The 23,493-nt window shown below is 69.7% G+C and carries 20 protein-coding genes and 1 pseudogene; 11 read left to right on the top strand and 10 right to left on the bottom strand.

The window, feature by feature from the left end; all coding sequences use genetic code 11:
- Window position 1 precedes the first annotated feature (1 nt).
- Window positions 2-1,219: an NADP-dependent isocitrate dehydrogenase gene (locus tag ABGB14_RS27095; RefSeq protein WP_347646626.1), complete on the top strand. Its 1,218-nt coding sequence runs from the start codon at window positions 2-4 to the stop codon at window positions 1,217-1,219.
- 248 nt (window positions 1,220-1,467) lie between these two features.
- Here ABGB14_RS27095 and ABGB14_RS27100 read toward each other — a convergent pair whose 3' ends face one another.
- Window positions 1,468-2,121 carry an MFS transporter gene (locus tag ABGB14_RS27100; protein WP_347646627.1) on the bottom strand — a complete coding sequence of 218 codons (654 nt, stop codon included), beginning with the start codon at window positions 2,119-2,121 and terminating at the stop codon, window positions 1,468-1,470.
- On the opposite strand from ABGB14_RS27100, the pseudogene ABGB14_RS27105 reads away from it, so the two are divergent.
- Window positions 2,027-2,275, top strand: a pseudogene (locus ABGB14_RS27105) (MarR family transcriptional regulator); the annotation flags it as partial. The gene ABGB14_RS27100 and the pseudogene ABGB14_RS27105 overlap by 95 nt on opposite strands.
- A 193-nt stretch (window positions 2,276-2,468) precedes the next feature.
- A complete protein-coding gene (locus ABGB14_RS27110) occupies window positions 2,469-3,497 on the top strand; it encodes a polysaccharide deacetylase family protein (protein ID WP_347646628.1) in 1,029 nt (342 codons plus the stop codon).
- A 24-nt stretch (window positions 3,498-3,521) separates the two neighbouring features.
- Here ABGB14_RS27110 and ABGB14_RS27115 read toward each other — a convergent pair whose 3' ends face one another.
- Window positions 3,522-4,652, bottom strand: a complete 1,131-nt coding sequence (locus ABGB14_RS27115; RefSeq protein WP_347646629.1) for a saccharopine dehydrogenase NADP-binding domain-containing protein — start codon at window positions 4,650-4,652, stop codon at window positions 3,522-3,524.
- A 157-nt stretch (window positions 4,653-4,809) separates the two neighbouring features.
- Between ABGB14_RS27115 and ABGB14_RS27120 the strand changes: the two genes are divergently transcribed.
- Entirely contained in the window at window positions 4,810-6,927 is a 2,118-nt protein-coding gene (locus ABGB14_RS27120; protein WP_347646630.1) for a serine/threonine-protein kinase, read from the top strand.
- A 58-nt stretch (window positions 6,928-6,985) separates the two neighbouring features.
- Window positions 6,986-7,972 (top strand): malate dehydrogenase, encoded by a 987-nt coding sequence (locus tag ABGB14_RS27125; protein WP_347646631.1) that lies wholly within the window; start codon window positions 6,986-6,988, stop codon window positions 7,970-7,972.
- Window positions 7,973-8,049: 77 nt separating this feature from the next.
- Here ABGB14_RS27125 and ABGB14_RS27130 read toward each other — a convergent pair whose 3' ends face one another.
- Window positions 8,050-8,250 (bottom strand): hypothetical protein, encoded by a 201-nt coding sequence (locus ABGB14_RS27130; protein ID WP_347646632.1) that lies wholly within the window; start codon window positions 8,248-8,250, stop codon window positions 8,050-8,052.
- Window positions 8,251-8,284: 34 nt separating this feature from the next.
- Window positions 8,285-9,235, bottom strand: a complete 951-nt coding sequence (gene galE / locus ABGB14_RS27135) for a UDP-glucose 4-epimerase GalE (protein ID WP_347646633.1) — start codon at window positions 9,233-9,235, stop codon at window positions 8,285-8,287.
- 86 nt (window positions 9,236-9,321) lie between these two features.
- On the opposite strand from galE, the gene ABGB14_RS27140 reads away from it, so the two are divergent.
- Both ABGB14_RS27140 and trpS read left to right on the top strand, forming a co-directional pair.
- Complete coding sequence (locus tag ABGB14_RS27140) at window positions 9,322-10,635, top strand: hemolysin family protein (protein WP_347646634.1); 1,314 nt, start codon at window positions 9,322-9,324, stop codon at window positions 10,633-10,635.
- 14 nt (window positions 10,636-10,649) lie between these two features.
- Window positions 10,650-11,654 (top strand): tryptophan--tRNA ligase, encoded by a 1,005-nt coding sequence (gene trpS / locus ABGB14_RS27145; protein WP_347646635.1) that lies wholly within the window; start codon window positions 10,650-10,652, stop codon window positions 11,652-11,654.
- A gap of 25 nt (window positions 11,655-11,679) precedes the next feature.
- Here the strand turns inward: trpS and ABGB14_RS27150 are convergent, their stop codons facing one another.
- From ABGB14_RS27150 to ABGB14_RS27160, 3 genes are all read right to left on the bottom strand, one after another.
- Window positions 11,680-12,939, bottom strand: coding sequence for an arginine deiminase (locus ABGB14_RS27150; protein ID WP_347646636.1), 1,260 nt, complete (start codon window positions 12,937-12,939; stop codon window positions 11,680-11,682).
- A gap of 150 nt (window positions 12,940-13,089) precedes the next feature.
- Complete coding sequence (locus tag ABGB14_RS27155; RefSeq protein ID WP_347616638.1) at window positions 13,090-13,254, bottom strand: hypothetical protein; 165 nt, start codon at window positions 13,252-13,254, stop codon at window positions 13,090-13,092.
- Between the two features lie 119 nt (window positions 13,255-13,373).
- Complete coding sequence (locus tag ABGB14_RS27160; protein ID WP_347646637.1) at window positions 13,374-14,564, bottom strand: helix-turn-helix transcriptional regulator; 1,191 nt, start codon at window positions 14,562-14,564, stop codon at window positions 13,374-13,376.
- Window positions 14,565-14,703: 139 nt separating this feature from the next.
- Between ABGB14_RS27160 and ABGB14_RS27165 the strand changes: the two genes are divergently transcribed.
- The gene (locus ABGB14_RS27165; protein ID WP_347646638.1) at window positions 14,704-15,642 is read left to right on the top strand and encodes a YihY/virulence factor BrkB family protein; all 939 of its coding nucleotides are present in this window, start codon (window positions 14,704-14,706) and stop codon (window positions 15,640-15,642) included.
- On the opposite strand, the gene ABGB14_RS27170 is transcribed toward ABGB14_RS27165, so the two are convergent.
- Window positions 15,631-16,728, bottom strand: a complete 1,098-nt coding sequence (locus tag ABGB14_RS27170; protein ID WP_347646639.1) for a D-alanyl-D-alanine carboxypeptidase — start codon at window positions 16,726-16,728, stop codon at window positions 15,631-15,633. The genes ABGB14_RS27165 and ABGB14_RS27170 overlap by 12 nt on opposite strands.
- Window positions 16,729-16,820: 92 nt before the next feature.
- On the opposite strand from ABGB14_RS27170, the gene ABGB14_RS27175 reads away from it, so the two are divergent.
- Window positions 16,821-17,060, top strand: a complete 240-nt coding sequence (locus tag ABGB14_RS27175; RefSeq protein ID WP_347646640.1) for a hypothetical protein — start codon at window positions 16,821-16,823, stop codon at window positions 17,058-17,060.
- On the opposite strand, the gene ABGB14_RS27180 is transcribed toward ABGB14_RS27175, so the two are convergent.
- The gene (locus ABGB14_RS27180; RefSeq protein ID WP_347646641.1) at window positions 17,032-18,384 is read right to left on the bottom strand and encodes a peptide ligase PGM1-related protein; all 1,353 of its coding nucleotides are present in this window, start codon (window positions 18,382-18,384) and stop codon (window positions 17,032-17,034) included. The genes ABGB14_RS27175 and ABGB14_RS27180 overlap by 29 nt on opposite strands.
- Before the next feature lie 537 nt (window positions 18,385-18,921).
- Between ABGB14_RS27180 and ABGB14_RS27185 the strand changes: the two genes are divergently transcribed.
- The gene (locus tag ABGB14_RS27185; protein ID WP_347646642.1) at window positions 18,922-20,145 is read left to right on the top strand and encodes a M20 family metallopeptidase; all 1,224 of its coding nucleotides are present in this window, start codon (window positions 18,922-18,924) and stop codon (window positions 20,143-20,145) included.
- A gap of 31 nt (window positions 20,146-20,176) precedes the next feature.
- On the opposite strand, the gene ABGB14_RS27190 is transcribed toward ABGB14_RS27185, so the two are convergent.
- Window positions 20,177-22,057 carry a Xaa-Pro dipeptidyl-peptidase gene (locus ABGB14_RS27190; protein ID WP_347646643.1) on the bottom strand — a complete coding sequence of 627 codons (1,881 nt, stop codon included), beginning with the start codon at window positions 22,055-22,057 and terminating at the stop codon, window positions 20,177-20,179.
- 287 nt (window positions 22,058-22,344) lie between these two features.
- Between ABGB14_RS27190 and ABGB14_RS27195 the strand changes: the two genes are divergently transcribed.
- Complete coding sequence (locus ABGB14_RS27195) at window positions 22,345-23,400, top strand: BMP family ABC transporter substrate-binding protein (protein WP_347646644.1); 1,056 nt, start codon at window positions 22,345-22,347, stop codon at window positions 23,398-23,400.
- Window positions 23,401-23,493 lie beyond the last annotated feature (93 nt).

Raw genomic sequence — 23,493 nt, forward strand, 5'->3', positions numbered from 1 at the left:
CATGCCCAAGATCAAGGTGGAGGGTCCCGTCGTCGAGCTTGACGGCGACGAGATGACCCGGATCATCTGGCAGTTCATCAAGGACCAGTTGATCCTTCCCTACCTCGATGTCGATCTGAAGTACTACGACCTCGGCATCGAGCATCGGGACGCGACGGACGACCAGGTCACCATCGACGCCGCCAACGCCATCAAGCAGCACGGCGTCGGCGTGAAGTGCGCCACCATCACCCCGGACGAGGCGCGGGTCGAGGAGTTCGGCCTCAAGAAGATGTGGAAGTCCCCCAACGGGACCATCCGCAACATCCTCGGCGGCGTCATCTTCCGCGAGCCGATCATCATGTCCAACGTGCCGCGGCTCGTCCCGGGCTGGACCAAGCCGATCGTCGTCGGCCGTCACGCCTTCGGTGACCAGTATCGCGCCACCGATCTGAAGGTCCCCGGCGAGGGCACGCTCACCCTGACGTTCACGCCGAAGGACGGCTCCGAGCCGATCGAGCTCGACGTGTACGACTTCCCCGGCAGCGGCATCGCGATGGCGATGTACAACCTGGACGAGTCGATCCGCGACTTCGCCCGCGCGTCGATGCGTTACGGCCTGTCCCGCAACTACCCGGTCTACCTCTCGACGAAGAACACGATCCTCAAGGCGTACGACGGCCGCTTCAAGGACATCTTCGCCGAGGTCTACGAGTCGGAGTTCAAGGCCGACTTCGAGAAGGCCGGCCTCACCTACGAGCACCGCCTCATCGACGACATGGTCGCGGCGGCGCTGAAGTGGGAGGGCGGCTACGTCTGGGCGGCGAAGAACTACGACGGCGACGTGCAGTCCGACACCGTGGCGCAGGGCTTCGGCTCGCTCGGCCTGATGACCTCGGTGCTGATGACCCCTGACGGCCGCACCGTCGAGGCGGAGGCCGCGCACGGAACGGTGACCCGCCACTACCGCCAGCACCAGCAGGGCAAGCCGACCTCCACCAACCCGATCGCCTCGATCTTCGCGTGGACGCGCGGCCTGGCCCACCGGGGCAAGCTCGACGGCACCCCCGCCGTGATCGACTTCGCCGGCAAGCTGGAGCAGGTCTGCGTCGAGACCGTCGAGGGCGGCCAGATGACCAAGGACCTCGCGCTCCTGGTCGGCGGCGACGCCCAGTGGCTGACCACCCAGGACTTCCTGGCGGCGCTGGACGAGAACCTCAAGAAGAAGATGTCCGCCTAGTCGAATACGGCCTCTATCCGCGGTTTCGCTGCGTGATAGAGGCCGTTTCGCATGTTTGTGAGCCGTCACGGCTCCGGATCGGGTGCGGACACGGCGGCGTCCCGAGCAGCCGATGACGTGCCGGCCGAGAAGAGCTTCGACGCCTCCTCAACACCCGAGAGCCGCTGGACGAAAGCCGCGGCCGCGGCAATCGCGCGCGCCGGGGTGGCCGACCGCCCGCGGTGACCGGCGGGGAGCAGGTGATCAACTCAACGTGCCGGGCGCTCGGTCGGCGAGGCCGCTGCGGTCGGGCAGGGTGCCGGCGACATCGCGCGTGGGATCCGCTGAGCGGGCCGTACGGCGAGCCGAGCCGCGACCGCCAGCACGGCGACCGCGCCGATCGTCAGGCCCGTGCCCGCCCAGACCGGCGAGGTGAAGCCGAGGCCCGCGCCGATCGTCAGCCCGCCCAGCCAGGCGCCGAGCGCGTTGCCCACGTTGAAGGCGGCGATGTTGCTGCCCGAGGCCAGCGTTTCGGCGCGCCCCGCGTAGTGCATGATCCGCATCTGCAGGCCCGGCACGGTCGCGAAGCCGAACGCCCCCATCAGCAGCAGTGAGACGAGGGTCATCGCCTGGCTTCGCGCGGTGAGCGCGAACGCGGCGAGCACGACCGCGAGTGCGGTGAACACCACCGCGAGAGTGCCGTCGGCGGTCCATCGGTCGGCGGCCTTGCCGCCGGCCAGGTTCCCCACGAACAGGCCGCAGCCGAACAGGATGAGGAGCCACGGCACGGTTGTGGCGGCGAAGCCGCTCACCTCGGTGAGGGTGAAGGCGATGTCGAGCAGCGCCACCACCCGCCTCGTCACCCGCCTGGAGGATCGTGGGCTGCTGACGCGCGTCCTGTGCCAGGACGACCGGCGCGGCATCTACACCGAGCTCACCGACCAGGGCTGGACCCTCCTCCTCCAGGCCCGCCCCATTCACGACGAAACCCTCGCCGCCACCCTCGCCCAGGCCGGGCAACTCCCCGAACTCGCTCCCTTGGTCACTGCGCTCCACGACGTGGCTGCCTCCGCGTGACCTCCCGCCTCCCCGGGCGGACGGGGAGGCGCCGCGCGGGTGGTGGCGCGGCTTGCACGTTTCCCCGCGATCTGCGGACCATCTCTTGACGGTGGGGCGCGCGTGGCATAGTTGATCACTTGGGTAGGAGCCTCCCTGTAGGTACACACACCGCTACCTACCGTTACGGTCGTTCGTGTCTCGGGGGGTTCGGATGCGACTGGGAATTATGGGCGGGCTGGGACTGATCGCCGCGGTCGCGATGGTGTCCGGTTGTGACTCGCCGCCCGACACCGCCAGGCTGGCGGACAGCAAGGCCGACGCCGCCACCAAGGTCAAGGTCAGCAAGGCGGCCAAGGCCAAGGCCGCGGCCGCCGTGAAGGCGAACGAGCTGGGGCAGATCCCGGTGCTGATGTTCCACCGGGTCATCCCCAAGCCGACCACGACGGACGACCGGACGCCGAAGCAGTTCCGCGCGGACCTGGAGCGGCTGGTCAAGGAGGGGTACGTGCCGATCACGGCCGCCGAGATGGTGTCCGGCAAGATCGACATCCCGGCCGGCAAGCACCCCGTGGTCCTGACCTTCGACGACTCCTCACCGTCGCAGCTCACCCTGAACCAGATGGGCGTGCCGCAGAAGGACACCGCCGTCGAGATCCTGCTCGACGTGGCCGCCAAGAACCCGGGCTTCCGCCCGGCCGCCACCTTCTACGTGACCCGCGACATGTTCGGCAAGAGCACCCCCGAGGAGCAGGCGCAGATGCTGCTCTGGCTGAAGAACCACAATTTCGAGATCGGCAACCACACCCGCGACCACCTCAACCTGCGCGGGCTCTCGCACGAGAAGGTCGAGGAGCAGATCGGCTCGATCGCCAAGCAGGTCGGCACGTTGTCCTCGGTCAAGCCGACCACGATCTCCCTGCCGTACGGCAACCAGCCGCGCAAGAAGCAGTGGGCCATGCGGGGCAAGCACTTCAAGCACCAGGGGGCGTTCCTGGCCGGCTACACGCCCGCCCAAGCGCCGTTCAGCAAGTCGTTCGACCCGGCGGGCATCCCGCGGATCAAGGTCATGGAGAAGAAGGGCGACTGCAAGCAGTTCTGCTCGCACGCGTGGCTCGACTGGCTCAAGAACAACCCGGACATGCGCTACACCTCAGACGGGGACCCGCGGACGGTCGCGTACCCGAAGTACAAGGCGCCGTACCTGCGGAAGTCGTTCCTCACGTGGAGCCTGCCGTACTGACGGCCGGGGCCGGCCGGCGCGACGTCACCCCGATCGCGTGGTGAAGGCGATGCCGGCCGCCCGCAGCCGGTCGATGAGCGGCCGGCCCATGGCCGAGGCGGTCGTGAGCTGGCCGGCGAGGTCGGGCACGTCGTCGAAGGCCAGGCAGAGCGCCGACTCGGCGAGCATCTTGGCGGTCTCGTCGTAGCCGGGGTCGCCGCCCGCGACCTCCGTGACGACCCGCTCGCCGCCGCCCTCGCCCAGGAACGTGACCTTGAACCAGCTCTTCGCGCGCTGCTCGGGCGACGGACCCTCGCCGGGTTTCACCCGGCTCTGGAGCCAGCCGCGTACGGCGGGGACCTGGGAGAGCGTCGCGAACGCCCCGGCGCCCGCCGCGACCGCCAGCGCGGCCGGGAGGGTCTTGACGGCGATGTGCTGGCGGTAGGCGAAGTCGGGGCCGTAGCGGTCGAGGAGGCGGGCCGAGCGGCCGACGATGCGCGGGTCGACGGTGGGCATCGGGAGCGCCCAGCCGCCCACGTAACGCAGGCCGCCCGCCCTGGCGCTCACCCTGCGGCCGAGGGGCCCTGTCTCGGCGGAGCGGCGCCGGGCGCCGGCCTCGGCGGCCTGCCTGGCCCGTCCGACGATGGACATCGCGCTGGTCAGCGTGCCGCTGGAGAAGCGCGCGTTGGCCCGCAGGAAGGCGCTGACCGTCAGCGGGACGTCCTTGGGCAGCTGGGAGACGGTGTAGAGGGTGCCGAGATCGAAAACGATCGAGTCGAAGCCGCAGGCGTGCACGATCTTGGCGCCGCTGCTGACGGCCCGGTCGTGGTGGCGGACGTAGACCCGGTCCACGAACTCCGGCTCGCCCGTGAGGTCGAGGTAGTGGGTGCCGGCGTCGGCGCACGCGGCGACGAGCGGGTCGCCGTACGTGATGTAGGGGCCGACCGTGGTGGCCAGGACGCGCGTCCGGCGGGCCAGCTCGGCCAGCGAGCCGGCGTCCGTGGCGTCGGCGAGCAGGATGGGTACGTCGAGCCCGAGACGCTCCAGCTTGGCCCGGTCGCGCCCCGCCAGCGCCCACCGCGTGCCGGGGCCGGCGGCGCGGGCGAGATAGGCGGCGGTGAGGGCGCCGGTGAACCCGCTCGCACCGAAAAGTACGATGTCGTAGGGACGGTCCATGATCAGCGGCTCCTGGTGATCGTCTGCTGCACATTCGACCGTGCCCATGGCCACGCCGGCGAACCCCCAAGGTCTCGAAGGCTTAACAAATCCCTGGGAAGTGGCTGGGCGTCGTAAAGTTTGCGTCGTTGGGGTCAAGCACACGTGGGGATGACGAATGCCGCGAATCGCACCGTTGGTGGCCGGCGATCCCGACCACCTGGGGTCGTTCCGGCTGTCCGGACGGGTCGGAGAAGGCGGTCAGGGCATCGTCTACCTCGGCGTCAACGACGAGGGGGAGCGTGCGGCCATCAAGTTGCTGCACGTGAAGTTCAGCGGCGACACCATCGCCCGGTCACGGTTCGCCAGGGAGCTGAAGGCCGCGCAGCGGGTGGCGTCGTTCTGCACGGCCAGGGTGATCGAGGCCGACCTCGACGGTGACACCCCGTACATCGCCAGCGAGTACATCGAGGGCAAGGCGCTGCGTGACCTCGTCGAGACCGACGGGCCGCTCACCGGCACGGCGCTCGACCGCCTCGCCATCGGCACCGCCACCGCGCTCACCGCCATCCACCACGCCTCGATCATCCACCGCGACTTCAAGCCCGACAACGTGCTGATCGCCGCCGACGGGCCGCGCGTGGTCGACTTCGGCATCGCCCGCATCATCGACTCCACCGGCACGATCACCAGCCGGGCCATCGGCACGCCCGCCTACATGGCGCCCGAGCAGATCGCCGGCGACGACATCGGCCCCTACACCGACGTGTTCTCGTGGGGGGCGACCATCGCCTTCGCGGCGACGGGAGAGACGGTCTTCGAGGGCAAGTCGATCGCGGTGGTGCTCAACCGGATCCTCAACCACGAGGTCGACGTCGACATGATGCCGGAGCCGCTGCGGAGCGTGGTGAGCTCGGCGCTGGCCAAGTCGCCGGCCGAGCGGCCCTCGGCCGACCAGATCCTGCTGCGGCTGCTCGGGCAGTCGTCCACGGCGGGGGCGTCGACGGCCGTGCTCACCAAGGGCGTGCAGCTGGCGGGCGACGACACGACGCCGTTCATCCGGGTGTCGGCGGGGTCGATCACCGACCGCCCCAGCCGGCGGGCCTCCGCCGTACCGACCCACGGGCCGGCCCACGGCACGGGCCAGGGGCCGTTCCACGGCACGGGCCATCAGACCGGTTCCGGCCACCACGCCCGCACGGCCTGGCCCGCGGTGGGGCAAGCCGCGACGGGGACGGAAACGGGCGCCGGGACGGGCACGGGCACAGGCACAGGGACGGGCACGGGCACAGGGAACGCCGCGACGGGGCCTCAGAGCGCGGCAGGGCAGGAGACGGCGCCTCCGGGCGAGTCCGGGCCGCCCACGGGCGAGACGGGGCCGTCTGAGGGCGGCGGGACGCCGTACGCGGCGAAGAAGCTCGCCACTCGCGGCCGGCGCAGGTGGGCGAAGGCAGGGGTCGCGGCGGCCGCCGCGCTCGCCCTCGTCGCGGCCGCCGCGGTGGCGGCGACGATGAACGGCTGGCTGTCGTTGCCCTTCGGCGGCACGGCGGAGCAGACGGTCGATCCCTCCCGCCCGAGCGTGGTGGACAAGGTGGCCGGCACCGGGCGGATCGTGATCGGCGTGCGGGGCGACCTGCCCGGCGTCGGCCTGCGCAACGGCGACGGTTTCGACGGTTTCGACGTCGACATCGCCAGAGAGCTCGCCGCGGAGCTCGGCGCGAAGGAGACGAAGTTCGTCCAGGTCAGCAGGGGCAACAGGGCCGACGCGCTGGAGAAGGGCCAGGTCGACCTCGTCGTCGCCGCGTACTCCATCGACAAGGGCAGAACACAGTTCGCCGGCCCCTACTACCTGGCGCACCGCGACCTGCTGGTGCGCGCGGACAGCGACCACGACACGATCGCCGATCTCAAGGGCGAGAAGGTCTGCGCCCCGAGCAGTTCTTCCCTCGGCGAGGTGCAGGAGAAGGTGACGGTCGAGCCGGTGGCGGCCAGCGACTACGCCGCCTGCATGGACCTGCTCAGAAGCGGCAAGGTCGCCGCGGTGCCGGGGGAGGACGTGGTCCTGGCCGGTTTCGCGCAGCGCGAGAGCATGCGCTACAAGATCCTCGGCGCCAAGCTCAACAACGAGCGTTACGCGGTCGGCATAAGGAACGGCGACGTGAAGACCTGCAAGGCGGTCAAGGCCGTCATCGCCGACCTCTACGCCAGGGGTGTCGTCAAGCGGCTCCTGACCAGCAGGTTCGGTAGGGTCGATTTCGAAATGGAGCTGAAGGTACCCGCGATGGAAACCTGTTGATGACGTGCGGGTAACATCCCGAAGGTCAACGAATCGTCCTGCGAGTTAGGGGAAGGCCATGGCGTCGTCAGCCACTGCGCCCGTCAAGGTGACCGTCACCGGAGCAGCCGGCCAGATCGGCTACGCGCTGCTGTTCCGCATCGCGTCGGGGCAACTGCTCGGCGCCGACGTCCCGGTCAGGCTGAGCCTGCTGGAGATCCCGGCGGCGGTGAAGGCGGCCGAGGGCACCGCGATGGAGCTCGACGACTGCGCGTTCCCGCTGCTGTCCGGCATCGAGATCACCGACGACCCCAACGTCGCCTTCGCGGGCGCCAACGTCGCCCTGCTGGTGGGCGCCATGCCGCGTAAGGCCGGCATGGAGCGCGGCGACCTGCTCGGCGCCAACGGCGGCATCTTCGGCCCTCAGGGCAAGGCGATCAACGACCACGCCGCCGACGACATCAGGGTCCTGGTCGTGGGCAACCCGGCCAACACCAACGCGCTCATCGCCCAGCGCAACGCGCCCGACGTGCCCGCCGACCGCTTCACGGCGATGACCAGGCTCGACCACAACCGCGCGCTGTCGCAGCTGGCCGCCAAGCTTCAGGTGCCGGTCACCGAGATCAAGAAGATGACGATCTGGGGCAACCACTCCGCCACCCAATACCCTGACCTGTTCCACGCCGAGGTGGGCGGCAAGGTCGCGGCCGAGCAGGTCGACGGCGACTGGCTGCGTGACACGTTCATCCCGACGGTGGCCAAGCGCGGCGCCGCGATCATCGAGGCGCGCGGCGCGTCCTCGGCCGCCTCGGCGGCCAACGCCGCGATCGACCACGTCCACGACTGGGTCAACGGCAGCGAGTGGACGTCGGCGGCCGTGGTCTCCGACGGCTCCTACGGCGTGCCCGAGGGGCTCATCTCGTCGTTCCCCGTGCGCGCGGCCGGCGGCGCGTTCGAGATCATCCAGGGTCTCGAGATCGACGCGTTCTCCCGGGAGCGCATCGACGCCAGCGTGCGCGAGCTGGAGGAGGAGCGCGACGCGGTGACGTCGCTGGGCCTCATCTGAGCGGCAGGCACCGCCCGAACGCGAAACGCGCGCCCTCGTCGTCACGGGGGCGCGTTCGCGTTCGTGGGCCCGCCCTGCTAGGGGCAGGCCGCGGTGGGCACAACGGGTGCGGCGGGCACGGACTGGATCGACGGCACGGGCAGGATCGCCGGCGTGGGCTGCAGGGCCGGCGCCGGCTGCGACGTCGCGAACAACACGCCGGCGGCGGCCATCAGGCTGCCCGCCACGACGAGGGCACCGTAGAGCAGCTTCGTGACCCTTGGTGAAAAGCTCCTCACGTTTCGATATCCCAGCACATATCTCGCCTTCTTATCAGGTGTTTGGCGAAAGCGCTCTCCAGGCATCGGAGACGATGTCGCCCAACGCCGCCCGCTCGGCCTTCCAGCCCAGCTCGCGCTGGATCTTCGCGGACGAGGCGACCAGCACGGCCGGGTCGCCGGGCCGCCGGTCGCCCACGACGACGGGGATCTCGTGGCCGGTGACCTCGCGGCAGACCGAGATCACCTCCTGGACGCTGAAGCCGGTGCCGCTGCCCAGGTTGTAGATCTTGTGCTCGCCCGGCGTGATCGCGCCGAGCGCCAGCAGGTGCGCCCTGGCCAGGTCGGACACGTGGATGTAGTCGCGCACGCAGGTGCCGTCGGGCGTCGGGTAGTCGGAGCCGAACACGCTCACGGAGTCGCGCTCGCCGGTCGCGACCTTCAGGACGTTGGGGATGAGGTGGGTCTCGACCGTGTGCCGCTCGCGGTAGCGGCCGTGGGCGCCGGCCACGTTGAAGTAGCGCAGGCTCACCGCGCTGAGCCCGCGCACCTGCGCGAACGCGGTCAGCGCGGTGTCGACGGCCAGCTTGGAGGCGCCGTAGGGGTTGGTGGGGCGCGTCGGGTCGCTCTCCTGGATGGGGGAGCGCTCGGGCTCGCCGTACGTGGCCGCGGTCGAGGAGAACACGATCCTGGCCACGCCCTTGTCCCGCATGGCGTCGAGCAGGGCCAGCGTGCCGCCGAGGTTGTTGGCCCAGTAGAGTCCGGGCTTGGCCACCGACTCGCCGACCAGCGACTTGGCCGCGAAGTGCAGCACCGCGTCGGCGCCGTCGAGCGCGTCGTGCGCGTGGGCGATGTCCGCCCGCACGAATCGGGCGCCCTCGGGCACGGCGTCCTCGTGCCCTGTCGACAGGTCGTCGAGTACGGTCACCTCGTGGCCCGCCTCGACGAGCTGCGCCGCGACGACGCTGCCGACGTATCCGGCACCACCCGTGACCAGCAGCCTCATGTTCACTCCTGTTCAAATATGTTTGATTTTGTACGGCTTGCCGTTCAGCATACGCGGGAAAGCGGCCGAGTACGCTGCCAACCACCATGTTTGACACCGTCGTGGCCAACATCGCCCTGGTTCTGCTGTTCATTCTGATCGGCGGCTTCTTCGCCGCCGCCGAGATAGCGATGGTGTCCCTGAGGGACAGCCAGGTACGCCAGATGTCGCAGCGGGGCCGCAGAGGCGAGCGTGTGGCCAAGCTGGCCCGCGACCCCAACCGTTTCCTGTCCGCCGTGCAGATCGGCGTGACGGTGGCCACCATGTTGTCGGCCGCGTTCGGCGCCGACCGGCTGGCCGCCCAGCTCGTGCCCGTGCTCGAAGGGTGGCGGGTGCCCGAGGCCGTCGCCCCCGTCATGGCGCTCGTGCTGGTGACGCTGGCCATCTCGTACGTGTCGCTCGTGCTGGGGGAGCTGGCCCCCAAGCGGCTGGCGCTGCAGCGGGCCGAGGGCCTGTCGTTGTACGTGGCGCCGTTCCTCGACCGGCTCGCCGCCCTGTCGCGCCCGATCATCTGGGCGCTGTCCAAGTCCACCGACGTCGTGGTCCGGCTGCTCGGAGGCAACCCGAAGGCCGACAGGGAGGAGGTCACGACCGAGGAACTGCGCGAGATGGTGGTCGGCCACACCGACCTGACCGCCGACGAGCGCAAGCTGATCGCGGAGGTGTTCGCCGCGGGCAAGCGGCAGCTCAGGGAGGTGATGCTGCCGCGTACGGAGGTGGAGTTCATGGAGGCGGACACGCCGCTGGACGACGCCGCTCGCCTGGCCGCCACGCTCCCGCACTCGCGCTTCCCCGTCTACCGCGAGTCGTACGACGAGGTGGTCGGGTTCGTGCACGTGCGTGACCTGCTCGACCCCGAGCTGGCCGGGCGGAGCGAGCCGATCAGCGCGGTCGTGCCGATCAGGGCGGCGAAGTTCGTGCCCGCGTCCAAGCGGCTGCTCACCACGCTCAACGAGATGCGCGCGGAGGGCCAGCACCTGGCCATCGTGGTGGACGAGTACGGCGGCACGGCGGGCATCGTCACCCTGGAGGACCTCGTCGAGGAGCTGATCGGCGACATCAGGGACGAGTACGACGTGGAGGAGGACGTCGTGGTCCTGCCGGCGGGCGAGATCGAGATCGACGGCCTGACGAACCTGAACGACTTCGCCACCGAGACCGGCATCCGGCTGCCGGACGGGCCCTACGAGACGCTGGCCGGGTTTGTCATGGCCATGCTGGGGCACGTGCCCGTCGTCGGGGAGAAGGTGGAGGTGCTGGGCTTCGAGATGAGCGTCACCGAGCTCGACGGCCGCCGTATCGCCAGGGTACGCGTGAAACGCCGTCCGGTCGTCGAGTCGCCGCCCGACCAGGATTCCTGACACAATTGCCTGCTATGGCCAGACCTCGTGTACTCTCCGGCATCCAGCCCACAGCGGACTCCTTCCACCTGGGCAACTACCTGGGTGCGGTCCGCCAGTGGGTCACCTTGCAGGAGACCCACGACGCGTTCTACTGCGTGGTCGATCTCCACGCGATCACCGTGCCGACCGAGCCCGACGCGCTGCGCCGCCGCAGCCGCGTGGCGGCCGCGCAGCTCTTCGCCGCCGGCCTCGATCCCGAGCGGTCGACCGTCTTCGTGCAGTCGCACGTGCGCGAGCACAGCGAGCTCGCCTGGATCCTCAACTGCCTCACCGGGATGGGCGAGGCGGCCAGGATGACCCAGTTCAAGGACAAGTCCGCCAAGTTCGGGGAGAGCGCCGCCAGCGTCGGCCTGTTCACCTACCCGATCCTGCAGGCGGCCGACATCCTGCTCTACCAGGCCGACCGCGTGCCGGTGGGCGCCGACCAGAAGCAGCATCTCGAGCTCACCCGTGACCTGGGCGGGCGCTTCAACCACCGGTTCGGCGCGACGTTCCGGCTTCCGGAGCCGTACATCCTGAAGGAGGTCGAGAAGATCACCGACCTGCAGGACCCGACGGCGAAGATGTCCAAGTCGTCCTCCAGCCCCGCCGGCATCCTCGATGTCCTGGAGCAGCCGGGCCCGCTGCGCAAGAAGGTCATGCGCGCGGTGACCGACACCGGCTCCGAGGTGCTGTTCGACGAGGAGAACAAACCGGGCATCAGCAACCTGCTGCGCATCCAGTCAGCGCTGACCGGCACGTCCATCCCTGACCTGGTGGCCCGCTACGAAGGGCAGGGCTACGGCACGTTCAAGAAGGACGTGGCCGAGGCGGTCGTCGAGGCGTTCTCGCCGATCAGGGAGCGCACGGAGAAGCTGCTGTCCGACGAGAAGGAGCTCGACCGGATGCTCGCGATCGGCGCCGAGCGCGCGTCGGCGGTGGCCAGGGAGACGATGGCCCAGGTCCGCGACCGGGTCGGCTTCCTGCCCACGTCGTAGCGGCCGCCGCGGGTGCGACGGGCGCTCAGACGTCGTCGCGCAGGATGGGGCAGGTCATGCAGCGCGCGCCCCCGCGGCCCTTGCCCAGCTCGAAACCGTCGATCTCGATGACCTCGACGCCGTGCTCGCGCAGTTTGCGGTTGGTGAACTGGTTCTTGCGATAGCCCACCACGACCCCGGGCGACAGGGCGAAGAAGTTGTTGCCCGAGTCCCACTGCTCGCGGGCCCGCTGGTGGTCGTCGCCGCCGGTGGGGATGACATCCAGGCGGCGCACGCCCAGCGACTCCTCCAGCGCGTTCACGAAGCCGGTGTCGCGGCGCACGTCGAGGGTGCCCGGCTTGTCGCCGGGCCGCAGCGAGTAGGTGGTCGCCGCTTCGAGGAACGGCGGGTACGCCGTGGCCTTGTCGACGTCGAGCAGCGTGAAGACGGTGTCCAGGTGCATGTACGACCGGCTCTTCGGCACGTGGACGGCGATGACCCGCTCGGCGACCTCCGCCGCGAACAACGACAGCGCCAGATGCTCGACGGTGCGCGTGGTGGTGCGCTGGCTGATGCCGACGGCGACCGTCCTGTTGCCGATGGGCATCATGTCGCCGCCCTCCATCGCCGCCGTGCCGTAGTCCTTCTCGTTGAAACGCCGGTCGTCACCCGCGAACGGATACCAGAAGCCGAAGTCGCGCCCCGCGAACATCGGGTGGTGGTGGTAGATCGTGGACTGGTTCATCGTCTCCAGCAGCCGGACGGGGAAGAACATCGGGTTCAGCGCGACGCCGCCGTACAACCAGGCCGAGGGGTCGCGCTGGTAGAGCGAGTTGGGCAGCGGCGGCAGGATGAACTCCCCGCTCTCGCCCGCCGCGGCGACCAGCGAGGAGTGCTCCAGGGCGGCCGTCCCGAACTCCTCCTTGGTCAGGCCGCCGATCAGGGCCGCGGCGAGCCGGTCGCCGCTCCACCCGGCCAGGGTCTCCCTGACGGTGTCGACGAGGACCGGGCCCACCGTCAGGTGGGTGACGGTCTCCTCGATGGCGTGCCACTTGGCCTCGAAGCCCGTGTCGAGGGCCTCGGCCAGCAGCTGCTGGTGGTAATGGACCTCGATGCCGCGCTCGCGCATCAGGGCCACGAACGCGTCGTGCTCCCGCTGCGCCTGCTCGACCCAGAGGATGTCGTCGAACAGCAGCTGGTCGCTGTTGGCCGGGGTGAGCCGCCTGAGGCTGAGCTCCGGCCGGTGCACGATGACCTTGCGCAGCGTGCCCACCTCGGAGTGGACGCCGAACCGCTGATCGTTCATGGTGATCTCCTCGGACGGTGATCAGCGAACCCGCCCGACCCGCGCGAACGCCGGGCCGGGCTCCCGAACATCCCCGTCCGCGTCACCGGCCAACCGCGTCGCGCGGGGCCTTGGAGATTTCCTGCCTCCCCCATGGGAGGCCGCGCGAGGTCAGCCGCGCCGCACGACCCGGTGCACCCGCAGCAGCGCCCGCAGGGCGGCCAGGCTTGGCCGGGTGAACCGGGTCTCGCCGCGGACGGCCGTCCAGCCGGAGGGTCCGCGGTCGAAATCCCAGCCGGGAAACTCGCGCGTCGCCTCCTGAAGCAGTCTTTCCATGACGAGATGGGCACTTGGCGCTGTGGTCATGAACGCAGAGTGGCACCAGGACGCCGCACGGTGACGAACTGACGCGAAGGATCTCCCAGTTCGCATGGACCGAACTCAGAGTTCGCTCCTCAGATCAGGATGCCGTGCCGCTCGGCCAGGAAGCGGACCTCCGGCGCCCACGAGGGCCGCGCCCGCCGTGCCAGAGCCCGGACCATCTCTCTCAGCAGCGGCTTGTGGTCGAGCTCCTCGGGGCTCTCCCGCTCGAGGCGCAGCAGGTGGAGCAGGCTGGCGGCGTCGTCGCCGAGGTCCTCGCAGGCGCGGGCCACGTGGCCGAGGTGGGTGGTCCGCCGCTCGATGGACGGCGTGCGGCGCAGGTCGATGTCGTCGGCGATGCGCAGCACGGCGTCGGGGCGGCCGGCGTCGTTCTCGACGCTGGCCATGTGGATGGCGACGTTGGTGGGTCCGAAGAAGGCCAGGTCGTAGCCGTCCGAGTGCTCGTGCACCCGCTCCGCGAGCTGCGTGGCGGGACCGCGCAGCCGTTCCCTGGCCTCGTCGTCGTCGCCCGAGCGGGCGGCGCCGACGGCGGCGAGCAGGTGCAGCGCGCCGAGCGCCTTCCTGTGGCGCTCGTCTCCGCCGGCGACGTGGGGTTCGAGCACTTCGAGGCCCCGCCGGGCGACGTCGTACGCGATCTGGTGCATGTCGTCGGACAACATCGACTGCCCCAGGCTCCAGTACGCCCACGCTCTCATCAGCGGATCGGCCGACTCCTCGGCGAAGCGCATGGCCCGGTCGGCGGCGAGGTGGGCGAGGTCCACCCGGCCCAGATGTTTGAGCACGCCCCTGGCCAGCAGGTACGCGTCGGTCGCGACGCCGTGGGAGGCGGGGGTGCGTTCGAGCGCGAGGTTCTCGGCGTCGGAGATGAGCGAGGGCAGGGCGGCCATCAGGATCGAGTAGCGGCGGGCCGAGGTGAACCAGGCGTTGCGGGCCGCCGCCACGCGTTCGGTGAGCTGCTCGGCGTCGGGCGGCTCGATGTCGGGGGTCAGCGTGCGGCAGGTGAACAGCGCGCGTTCGATGTCGCGGATCTGCGGGCGGCTCGGCTCGTGGGAGTCGCGCGGCGTCTCTCCTAAGAGGACCGTGGTGCGTACGCCGAGCACCTTGGCGATCTCCCGCAGGAGGGGGAGTGACGGGGTGCGTTTGCCGTGTTCGATCAGCTCGATGTGCCTGGCGGTGCAGCCGGCCTGGGTCGCCAGCGCGGTGGTGCTCATGCCCCTTCGTTCGCGCTGGAGCCTGACCATCTGCCCGGTGCTGATTTCGGCCATGGGCGTGGCGCCTCCTGGGTCGGTCCTAACTGCACAGGCTAGGGCCCACGAAGATCGCCTGTACTGGATTCCGCCCTGCTCAGGGGAGGTGATGGCGGCACGCTCGTGAAAGGGTGATCGGCCGGGGAATGGGAGTGGGATGGCGAGTCTGGCGGAGCGGTTCGAGCCGGTGAAGGCCTGGGGCCGGCGCACGGTGGACGACTGGCGGGTCCGCCGGCCGTCGATCGACCACCTCATCATGACGGTGCAGCGTTACCGGCTGCAGTCGGGCGACCGGCTGGCCGGCGCGGTCACCTACTTCGCCTTCCTGTCCTTCTTCCCGCTCCTCTCGCTGTCGTACGCGGTGCTCGGGTTCGCGGTGGCGGCCAGCGAAGCCACCCGCGACGCGCTGCAGCGGGCGATCGCCGAGCGGCTGCCCGGTCTCGCCCCCCAGCTCGACCTCGAGGGCATCGCCCAGGCCAGGGAAACCGCCGGGATCATCGGCCTGCTCGGTCTCCTCTACGCCGGGCTCGGCGCTCTCGACGCGCTGCGCGAGGCGTTGCGCGAGATGTCGATGACGACCGCGCCGCCGCTCGGCTTCGTCGCCGGCAAGCTGCGCGACCTCGCCTCGCTCGTCATCGTCGGGGCGACGATGATCCTGTCCGTGCTGGTGGCCGGGTTCGCCACCACGGCCACGGACAAGGTGCTGCACGCGCTCTTCGGCGGCTCGTCCATGCTGGTGACGCTCGGGCTCAGGATCGCCGGAGTGGTGGCGAGCGTGGGCGCCGACTGGCTGCTGTTCGTGATCCTGCTCGGGTGGGTGGCCAGGGCCGGGCTGCCGTTCCGGGCGATCGCCAAGGGCGCGCTGCTCGGCGCCCTCGTGTTCGGGGTGCTCAAGCAGGCGGCGACCCTGCTGCTCGGGCACACGCTGAGCAACCCCGTCTACGGCGCGTTCGCGGTCATCGTCGGCCTGCTGGTCTGGATCAACATCTCGGCCAGGCTCGTGCTCTTCGTCGCCGCGTGGACGTCGACGGCGGGGTTCAGCCCGCCGCCGTCCCCGTCGCCGGTGCCCGCGCCGGGGACGTCGTCAGAGCCGTGACCTGCCGCGCTTGCGGCGGATCCCGTACGCGAGCCAGATCAGGCCGAACAGCAGCCCGCCGCCGATCACGAGCGCACCCACGGTCTTGGTGGAGTCGGTCTGCTTCGAGGCGGCCCTGTCCAGCAGCGCCGGCTGGGCGGCGGGCGTGACGGACGTGGAGGCCTCCGGCTTGGGCGCGGCGGCCCGCGGGTCGGGGAGCGGGTCGACGAGCTTCCCGACCGGTGTCGCCTTGCCGCGCACCGAGAAGCCCCAGTCGAGCAGCTTGGCGACCTCGTCCCAGAAGAAGCCCTCGTGCCGCATGATGCTCACCACGATCGTGTGGCCGCCACGGGTGGCCGCGCCGACGAAGCTGGCCCTCGCCTTCGAGGTCCAGCCGTTCTTGACGCCGATCATGCCCTTGTACCGCCAGAGCAGCTTGTTGTGGTTGCTGATCTGGTAGTGCTTGCCCTTGGGTGCGGGGAAGTTCGCGGTCTTCGTGCTGATGTAGCGCTTGAAGTCGGGGTTGGCCAGTCCGGCGCGGGCGATCAGCGCCAGGTCGTAGGCCGAGCTGCTCTGCCCCGGCTTGTCCAGGCCGCTGGGCGTCTTGGCCACCGTGTCGTTCGCCTGCAGCCGCTTGGCCTCGGCGTTCATGTCACGCATGGTCTTGTCCAGGCCGCCGTTCGTCTCGGCCAGGGCCATGGCGGCGTCGTTGCCCGACGACATCATCAGGCCCCTGAACAGGTCCTCGACCTTGTACTTCGCCTTGACGGACAGGCCGACCGCGCTGCCCTCCTGGTTGCAGGCGTTGCGGCTCGGCCGGATCTCGCGGTTCTTGTCGAGCTTGGGGATGAGCGTGAGCGCCGTCAGCGCCTTGAGTGTGCTGGCCGGCAGGTAACGTCCATGGGCGTCCTTCGCCGCGAGCACGTTCCCCGTGGTGAGGTCCGCGATGACGTACGACGTAGCCTTGCTCTTGGGAGGCTTCTTGACGCCGTCGGGCGACACCAGGCCACGGCGGCCCAGCGCCTCGCCGCCGACCGGTGTCGTCGGTGCGGCGTAGGCGGTCCCGCCGGTGAGCGAGACTGAGGCGATAAATGCCGCAATTGGCATGATTTTCGTCCACATGGCGGTCTCAGCGTAGCTCCGTGTGAATGCCCATGTGGCGACACATCCCCCGGAGATCCAGCTTCGATACTAGAGAGATGGGCATGTCGCGAAAGATCGCCGGATTCCTCATCATCCTCGGCGGATTCATGATCTTCGAGTGGATCAACCTGGGGTTTAACTTGGCCGACGGCCATCCGACCAGCTTCTACGTGGTGCACGGCATCCTCGTCGTGGTGAACGTCGTGCTCGCCGTCATCCTGGCGGTCATCGGCTGGCGCGGGCTGCGCGGCACGGGCCGTGGTTCCGTCACGGGCCGCAGTAGAGACGCCGGGTGAGCGCGTGCAGCTCGTCGGCCTCCTCCCGCGAGTTCCCGATCGAGGTGAAACCCAGCTTGCCGTGCTCGGGCACGGCACCGAGCAGGTGGAAGACGTTCCCGGTGCGCCGCTCGGGGTCGAACCCGACCCCGAGCCGCTCGGCGGTCCTGACGATCTCGCCGGGAGTGCGCCCGCGCAGGCAGACCGAAGCGCAATTGTCGGTCGCGGTGTAGAACTTCGGCTGACTTCCGGCCATGAGGAGACCGGTGGCCGCATCGTACGTGGCCCCGGTCGTCAGCATGGCGGCGCCGAACGGATGCGTGGTGCCGCCGATCCGCAGGTTGATCTCGCACAGCAGCGCCGCGTACCCGGCGTCGGCCTTGAGCGCGAAGAAGTCCATCCCGAACACGCCCACCACGCCCCGCTCGGCCAGCGCACGGGCGATCCCGCCGGCCGACGCGCCCACTTCGGAGCGGTACTCCTCCGCCGCCGGGAACGTGCAGCCCTGGTAGACCTGGCCGCTGTCGCCGCCGAGGATCTGGTCGTGCGTGGCCAGCACGCGCGCGTCCCCGCCCGGCGTGATGCAGGCCAGCGCGCTCGGGTAGTAGAGCGGCCGGTGCTCGATGTACTCCTCGACCACCGCGCCGCGCTCCTGGATCTTGGCGGTGTAGCTGGCCCAGGTCTCTCCCGCCGCGGAGAAGCGGGTCAGCGACCGGTCGGCCTTGTCGACGATCACGTTGCCGAGCCCGGAGTAACCGTCGTTCAGCTTGACGATCACCCGCTCGCCCGGCACCGCCTCCATCGCCTCCTCGATCTCGACCTCGGTCCGCAGGTCGCCGAAGCCGCGCGGCATCGGCACGCCCGCCTCGTGTCCCACCTCGCGGGCGCCGCTCTTGGAGCCGTAATAGGAAAGGGACGTGGCCGGACCGTAGAGGGGCACGTTGAGTGACGAGGCGAGCTCCTCCTCCAGCTCGCTCAGGACGAACGGCACCAGCCAGGCGTCGCCGTCGATCGCCGATCGCAGTTGCTCCATCACGTCGGGACGGGAGAGCAGGCTCCTGGTCAACGGCTGAGACCAGGGGTCGTCGAGGGTGATCAGCGTGAGGCGCTTGGCGGCGTCGTCAGGGTCGGGGAGGAAACTGAAGTAATAGTCGATGATGTCGGGATCGATGGGGGCGGAGGAGAGATAGATCACCTTGACCCCGGGCTCCCGCAGCGTGAGCAGCAGGAAGAGCAGGCGCTCCTCGTACGACCTGACTCCCGTGATGCGGCGGAGCTCGTCCTGCGGAAGCGAGAGCGAGGGCACGACCACCAGGGTCCCCTCGACCGGCTCGAAGATGCTCAACCCAGCATACTTCTCCCCGAACGGGATATTAGTGATCATATAGCGAGTGAAGCACGCATTCTTCCCAGAGGCAGCCATCGTCGAAGTGTGATGACCATGACGGAAGGTGACAGGATTCGGAATCGCTGACCACGTTTGGAACTGGCGACAACGGGTCACCATCTACTGATCCCTTGTGACTATTTCGGGATCACGCAACCCCTGACGCTGCGTGACCCACCCCAGGTTACGGGCATGCCATCGGCTAACTTTTGGTGTATCTGTCGCCGGGAAGCCGCGCGGGGACGATAAAGTCGAAGCATCGCCATCGGGCTCACGGCCGACCGCTGTGCTCCCGGGCCGCGGCGGCACTCGCGACCGACGAACGCAAGCCCGTGCTGACGATCTCGCGCACCTGACACCAGTGGGTGTGTTCTTGCGTCGCCGAGCGGTCGCCCGATCCGGGCGCCCCGCGGGGATGGACGAGTTTTCACAGCGCATCAGCCGCGTTGCCCGAGACGTTCGGGGCAGTGCGGCATTGGGACGGGACGGTGACATATGCGGGGACGTGAGCTTCGGGGAGAACTCGACGCGTTCCTGGCGGAGAGCGAGCAGGATCTCGTGGCGTTCCGCCGCGACCTCCACATGCACCCTGAGCTGGCCTTCGCCGAATACCGCACGACACAGCGCATCGCCGAACGGCTCACGGCCGCCGGCCTGGCCCCTTCGGTGCTGCCCCGCGGCACCGGCCTGATCTGCGACGTGGGCAGCGGCGACGGCCCGACCATCGCGCTGCGCGCCGACATCGACGCGCTGCCGCTGCAGGACGAGAAGGACGTCTCCTACCACTCGACCGTGGCTGGCGTCTGCCACGCCTGCGGCCACGACGTGCACACGACGATCCTGCTCGGCACCTCGCTCTTCCTCGCCCAGCAGGCCGCCGCCGGCCTGCTGCCCGGCCGCGTACGCCTGATCTTCCAGCCCGCCGAGGAGCTGCCGGGCGGCGCGCTCGAGGTCATGGCCCACGGCGGCATCAGCGGCGTCGACCGCATCTTCGGCCTCCACTGCGACCCGCGCGTCGACGTCGGCCAGCTCGGGCTCAGGAACGGCCCGATCACCTCCGCCTGCGACAAGCTGGCCATCAGGGTCTCGGGCCCCGGCGGCCACACCGCCCGCCCCCACCTGACCGCCGACCTCGTCTTCGCGCTGGCCAAGATCCTCACCGAGCTGCCCGCCGCGCTGTCGCGCCGCGTCGACCCGCGCTCGTCCCTCAGCCTGGTCTGGGGCAAGGTCGAGGCCGGCTCGGCCGCCAACGCGATCCCCGACGACGGCGTCGCCGAGGGCACGGTCCGCTGCCTCGACGAGAACGCCTGGCACGCCGCCCCCGACCTGATCAAGTCGCTGCTGGAGTCGGTGGCCGGCGCCTACGGCGTCGAGGCCACGATGGACTACACGCGCGGCGTGCCGCCGGTGGTCAACGACGAGGTCAGCGTCGAGATGCTGACCGAGGCCGCCGAGCGCGCGCTCGGCGCGGGCGCGGTCGTCCCGACGCAGCAGTCGCTCGGCGGCGAGGACTTCGCCTGGTATCTCGAGTCGATCCCCGGCGCGTTCGCCCGCCTCGGCACGCGCTCGCCCGACGGCTTCACCTACGACATCCACCAGGGCACGTTCGACGTCGACGAGAAGGCGATCTCGATGGGCGTGCGGGTGATGGCCACCACCGCGCTGACCGCGCTGTGGGAGGTCGGCCCGCTCGACTCGATCACCTCCGCCCTGGCGTGACGGCCCGCCGCGCGCGCGGCGGGCCTCCCCATCACGTCAGCCGGCCCCACACCACGGGCAGCCGCAGGGACGAGTGCCCCGGCGCGACCGTGATCCTGGTGCCCGGCGGATAGCGCAGGGTGTAGTCGACGTCGGTCGACATGATCACCAGACCCAGCCGGTGTCCCTTCTTGAACACGTGGTCGGTCGGCTGGAAGTCCCAGGTGAAGCCATATTCCTTGCCGGGCCGCAGCGGCTCGGTCCGGTCCGGGCGGTGCCGGTTGCGCACGTCCAGCCAGCCCCGGGTGACGATCTTGTAGGGGGTCACGGCGGTGCCGAGCCTCCTCAGCGTCGTGCAGCCGGAGTCGTCGGGGGCACTCTCGCCATAGCAGTAGCTCTGGCCGGTCGAGACGAGGGTGCCGTTCGGGCGCTCGTCCGTGCCGTAGTCCACCAGCAACGCCGTCAGGTACGGCGACGCGCCGTCCTTCAGCGAGGCCCGCACCGAGATCGTGGGCGTGCCGGAGATGCGCACGTCGGTGGGGAGCGTGCCGGTCGTGTACGCCAGCCGGTTCGGATCGGACCCCGAGGCCTCCACGAGCTGCTCGGCCGTCCTGGACTTCTGGTCGGTGAATGACTCCTTGCGCGACAGCGGGCGCGGCAGCAGGCTCAGCTTCGCGCCCGAGCCCAGCCAGAGCGGCACCGTGGCCGTCCCCGGCAGCGGCCACGAGGCGTGCTGGGCCCACTGACCGGCCGCGCTCTCCACGTCCGCCTGCGGCTCGCGCATGATGCCGGAGTCGATGCCGTGCAGCCAGTGGTCGAACCAGCCGTGCAGCTGCCGCAGCCACTCGGCGGTACGCAGGTTGAAGGGGCTCATGTGGGTGCCCTGGTGCAGCCAGATCTTGCGCGGCACGTCCCGCCTGGCCAGGGCGTACCACCACTGCGCGAACTGCTTGGTCTTGACGTTCCAGTCGTTGAGCCCGTGCACCAGGAAGACGCTCGCCCTGACCTTGCCGACGTCGTTCATGTAGTTGCGGGCGTCCCAGAGCGGGCTGTAGTCGCCGGTGATCCGGTCCTGCTCGGCGGTGAGCCGGTCCATCAGCCCACCGCAGAGCTCCTGGCCGTTCTCCCTGGTCAGCACGTATTTCGCGAGCACGTCCAGGTCCTCGCCCTGGAATCCGCCCGGCGCCAGGACGCCGCCGTTGGCGCGGTAGTAGTCGTACCAGCTGGAGATCGCGGCGATCGGGACGATCGTCTCCAGCCCCTTGACCCCGGTCGCGGCGACCGCGTTCGGCAGCGTGCCGTTGTACGAGACGCCGATCATGCCGACCTTGCCCGTGGACCAGGTGGCCTCGACGGGCTCGCCGCCGGCGTCGAAGCCCTTGGCGCGGCCGTTCAGCCAGTCGATCGCGGCCTTGGGTCCGGCCGTCTCGTTGCGGTCTCCGGAGGTCGGGCAGCCGGTGGCGCGTCCGCTGCCGAGGTTCTCCACCAGGGCGATGGCGTAGCCGCGGGGGACGAAGTAGTTGTCGTAGTAGCCGTCGAAGGGCTGGGGCACCGTCTTGGCCGCGTCGGCGCGCAGGCCGGGCAGCGGGTTGCCGTTCTCGTCGACGTCCACGGGGTGGTTGGAGACGTCGTTGCCGCCGGCGTAGTAGGGGCTGGCCTCCATGATCACGGGGACTTTGAGGCCCTCGTCGGTCTCCTTGGGCCGCAGGATGTCCACGGCGACGCGGTCCGGCTTGCCGTCGTTGTCGCTGTCGGTCCCCTCGACCTCGACGTACACGGTCTGCGCGATGGCGTCCGCCCTGGAGAAGATCGGCTGCGTGGCGCTGCCCTCGATCTTGATGGCGGGGGTGTCGGCTGTGGCGGGCGGGATGCCGGTCAAGGTCGCGACGAGTAACGCGACCAGGGGCACGGACAGGGCCTTGCAAGGATGCATACGGTGCTCCGATAGGAAATTTCCGCCGTCGCTGGGAATGTCCGCCATGATCTGCTCGGGGGCAAGGGCGATCGAGACCCAAACTTTGAGCAGAACTTTTCCCGAGCCTGACGCCCGCTTCAGGTCACGGACGCGCTTGATGTCGATAACGGAGCGGTTGCGACACTGTGTGCTGGTTTGGTCTGCCCTGGTCAACCAACTATCTTCCGTGCAGGTGCCGTACGCTCCTTGGCGCGCGCGACGAACTCGCAGCGGAGGAAGACGGCGGGGAAATGGAAGGAGTCGCCTTGCTCGGCAAGCGATTCAGCAGGATGGCGGTCGGCACGGTGGCCGGCGTCATGCTCATGGCAGCGGCCGCCTGCGGCGGCGACACTGGTGGGGGCACCACCGCGAGCGAGGCGCCGGCCGGCGAGTCCGAGGGCGCGCTCAAGGTCGGTCTCGCCTTCGACATCGGCGGGCGCGGCGACAAGTCGTTCAACGACGCGGCGTACGCGGGCCTGGAGAAGGCCAAGACGGAGCTCGGCGCCGAGATCAAGGAGCTGAGCCCGGCCTCCGACGGCTCCAACCGCGGCGACCTGCTGCGCCAGCTGGCCGACGCCGGCTACAACCCCATCATCGGAGTCGGCTTCGCCTACGGCGAGGACATCAAGAAGACCGCGGAGGAATACCCCGACATCCAGTTCGCGGTCGTCGACTCCGCCTCCAACGCGCCCAACGTGACCGGCCTGCTGTTCGCCGAGGAGCAGGGCTCCTACCTGGCGGGTGTCGCCGCCGCGACCAAGGCGGAAAGCGGCCACGTCGGCTTCGTCGGCGGCGTCGAGAACGACCTGATCAAGAAATTCGAGGCGGGCTTCGAGGCCGGCGTGAAGTCGGTCAAGTCGGACGCCAAGATCGACGTGAAGTACCTGACCCCTGACGGCGACTTCTCCGGGTTCAAGGCCCCCGACAAGGGCAAGGTCGCGGCCGAGAAGATGTTCCAGGACGGCGCCGACATCGTCTACCACGCCGCCGGCGACTCCGGCCTCGGCGTGTTCCAGGCGGCCGCCGCGGCCAAGAAGAAGGCCATCGGCGTCGACTCCGACCAGCGCCAGACGGTCAAGGAGAGCGACCTGCAGTCGGTCATCATGACCTCGATGCTCAAGCGCGTCGACGTCGGCGTGTTCGAGTTCGTCAAGGCCTTCCAGGGCGGCGCCAAGGGCGGCTCCAACATCACCTACGACCTCAAGGTCGACGGCGTCGGTCTGGCCACCACGGGCGGCGAGATCGACGACATCAAGGACAAGCTCGACGCGGCCAAGAAGGACATCGTCGAGGGCAAGATCACGGTCCCGTCCAAGCCGTAATCAGGCACATGACCACGCGAGGGCCCGGAGTCCGCAACTTCGGGCCTTCGCCCATGCCGCCCTGCCGCTAGGAGAGGCGAAGTGAGCCAGCAC

Source organism: Nonomuraea sp. B10E15 (assembly GCF_039871615.1).
Lineage (GTDB): Bacteria > Actinomycetota > Actinomycetes > Streptosporangiales > Streptosporangiaceae > Nonomuraea.

Excerpts from the sequence above, each read along its gene's own strand:
- ABGB14_RS27115 (WP_347646629.1), bottom strand. The coding sequence starts at position 4,652 with ATGGACCGTCCCTACGACATCGTACTTTTCGGTGCGAGCGGGTTCACC.
- ABGB14_RS27125 (WP_347646631.1), top strand. The coding sequence starts at position 6,986 with ATGGCGTCGTCAGCCACTGCGCCCGTCAAGGTGACCGTCACCGGAGCA.
- ABGB14_RS27160 (WP_347646637.1), bottom strand. The coding sequence starts at position 14,564 with ATGGCCGAAATCAGCACCGGGCAGATGGTCAGGCTCCAGCGCGAACGA.
- ABGB14_RS27155 (WP_347616638.1), bottom strand. The coding sequence starts at position 13,254 with ATGGAAAGACTGCTTCAGGAGGCGACGCGCGAGTTTCCCGGCTGGGAT.
- ABGB14_RS27120 (WP_347646630.1), top strand. The coding sequence starts at position 4,810 with ATGCCGCGAATCGCACCGTTGGTGGCCGGCGATCCCGACCACCTGGGG.
- ABGB14_RS27100 (WP_347646627.1), bottom strand. The coding sequence starts at position 2,121 with ATGCCGCGCCGGTCGTCCTGGCACAGGACGCGCGTCAGCAGCCCACGA.
- trpS (WP_347646635.1), top strand. The coding sequence starts at position 10,650 with ATGGCCAGACCTCGTGTACTCTCCGGCATCCAGCCCACAGCGGACTCC.
- ABGB14_RS27165 (WP_347646638.1), top strand. The coding sequence starts at position 14,704 with ATGGCGAGTCTGGCGGAGCGGTTCGAGCCGGTGAAGGCCTGGGGCCGG.
- ABGB14_RS27110 (WP_347646628.1), top strand. The coding sequence starts at position 2,469 with ATGCGACTGGGAATTATGGGCGGGCTGGGACTGATCGCCGCGGTCGCG.
- ABGB14_RS27185 (WP_347646642.1), top strand. The coding sequence starts at position 18,922 with ATGCGGGGACGTGAGCTTCGGGGAGAACTCGACGCGTTCCTGGCGGAG.
- galE (WP_347646633.1), bottom strand. The coding sequence starts at position 9,235 with ATGAGGCTGCTGGTCACGGGTGGTGCCGGATACGTCGGCAGCGTCGTC.
- ABGB14_RS27175 (WP_347646640.1), top strand. The coding sequence starts at position 16,821 with ATGGGCATGTCGCGAAAGATCGCCGGATTCCTCATCATCCTCGGCGGA.
- ABGB14_RS27170 (WP_347646639.1), bottom strand. The coding sequence starts at position 16,728 with ATGCCAATTGCGGCATTTATCGCCTCAGTCTCGCTCACCGGCGGGACC.
- ABGB14_RS27140 (WP_347646634.1), top strand. The coding sequence starts at position 9,322 with ATGTTTGACACCGTCGTGGCCAACATCGCCCTGGTTCTGCTGTTCATT.
- ABGB14_RS27095 (WP_347646626.1), top strand. The coding sequence starts at position 2 with ATGCCCAAGATCAAGGTGGAGGGTCCCGTCGTCGAGCTTGACGGCGAC.
- ABGB14_RS27150 (WP_347646636.1), bottom strand. The coding sequence starts at position 12,939 with ATGAACGATCAGCGGTTCGGCGTCCACTCCGAGGTGGGCACGCTGCGC.
- ABGB14_RS27190 (WP_347646643.1), bottom strand. The coding sequence starts at position 22,057 with ATGCATCCTTGCAAGGCCCTGTCCGTGCCCCTGGTCGCGTTACTCGTC.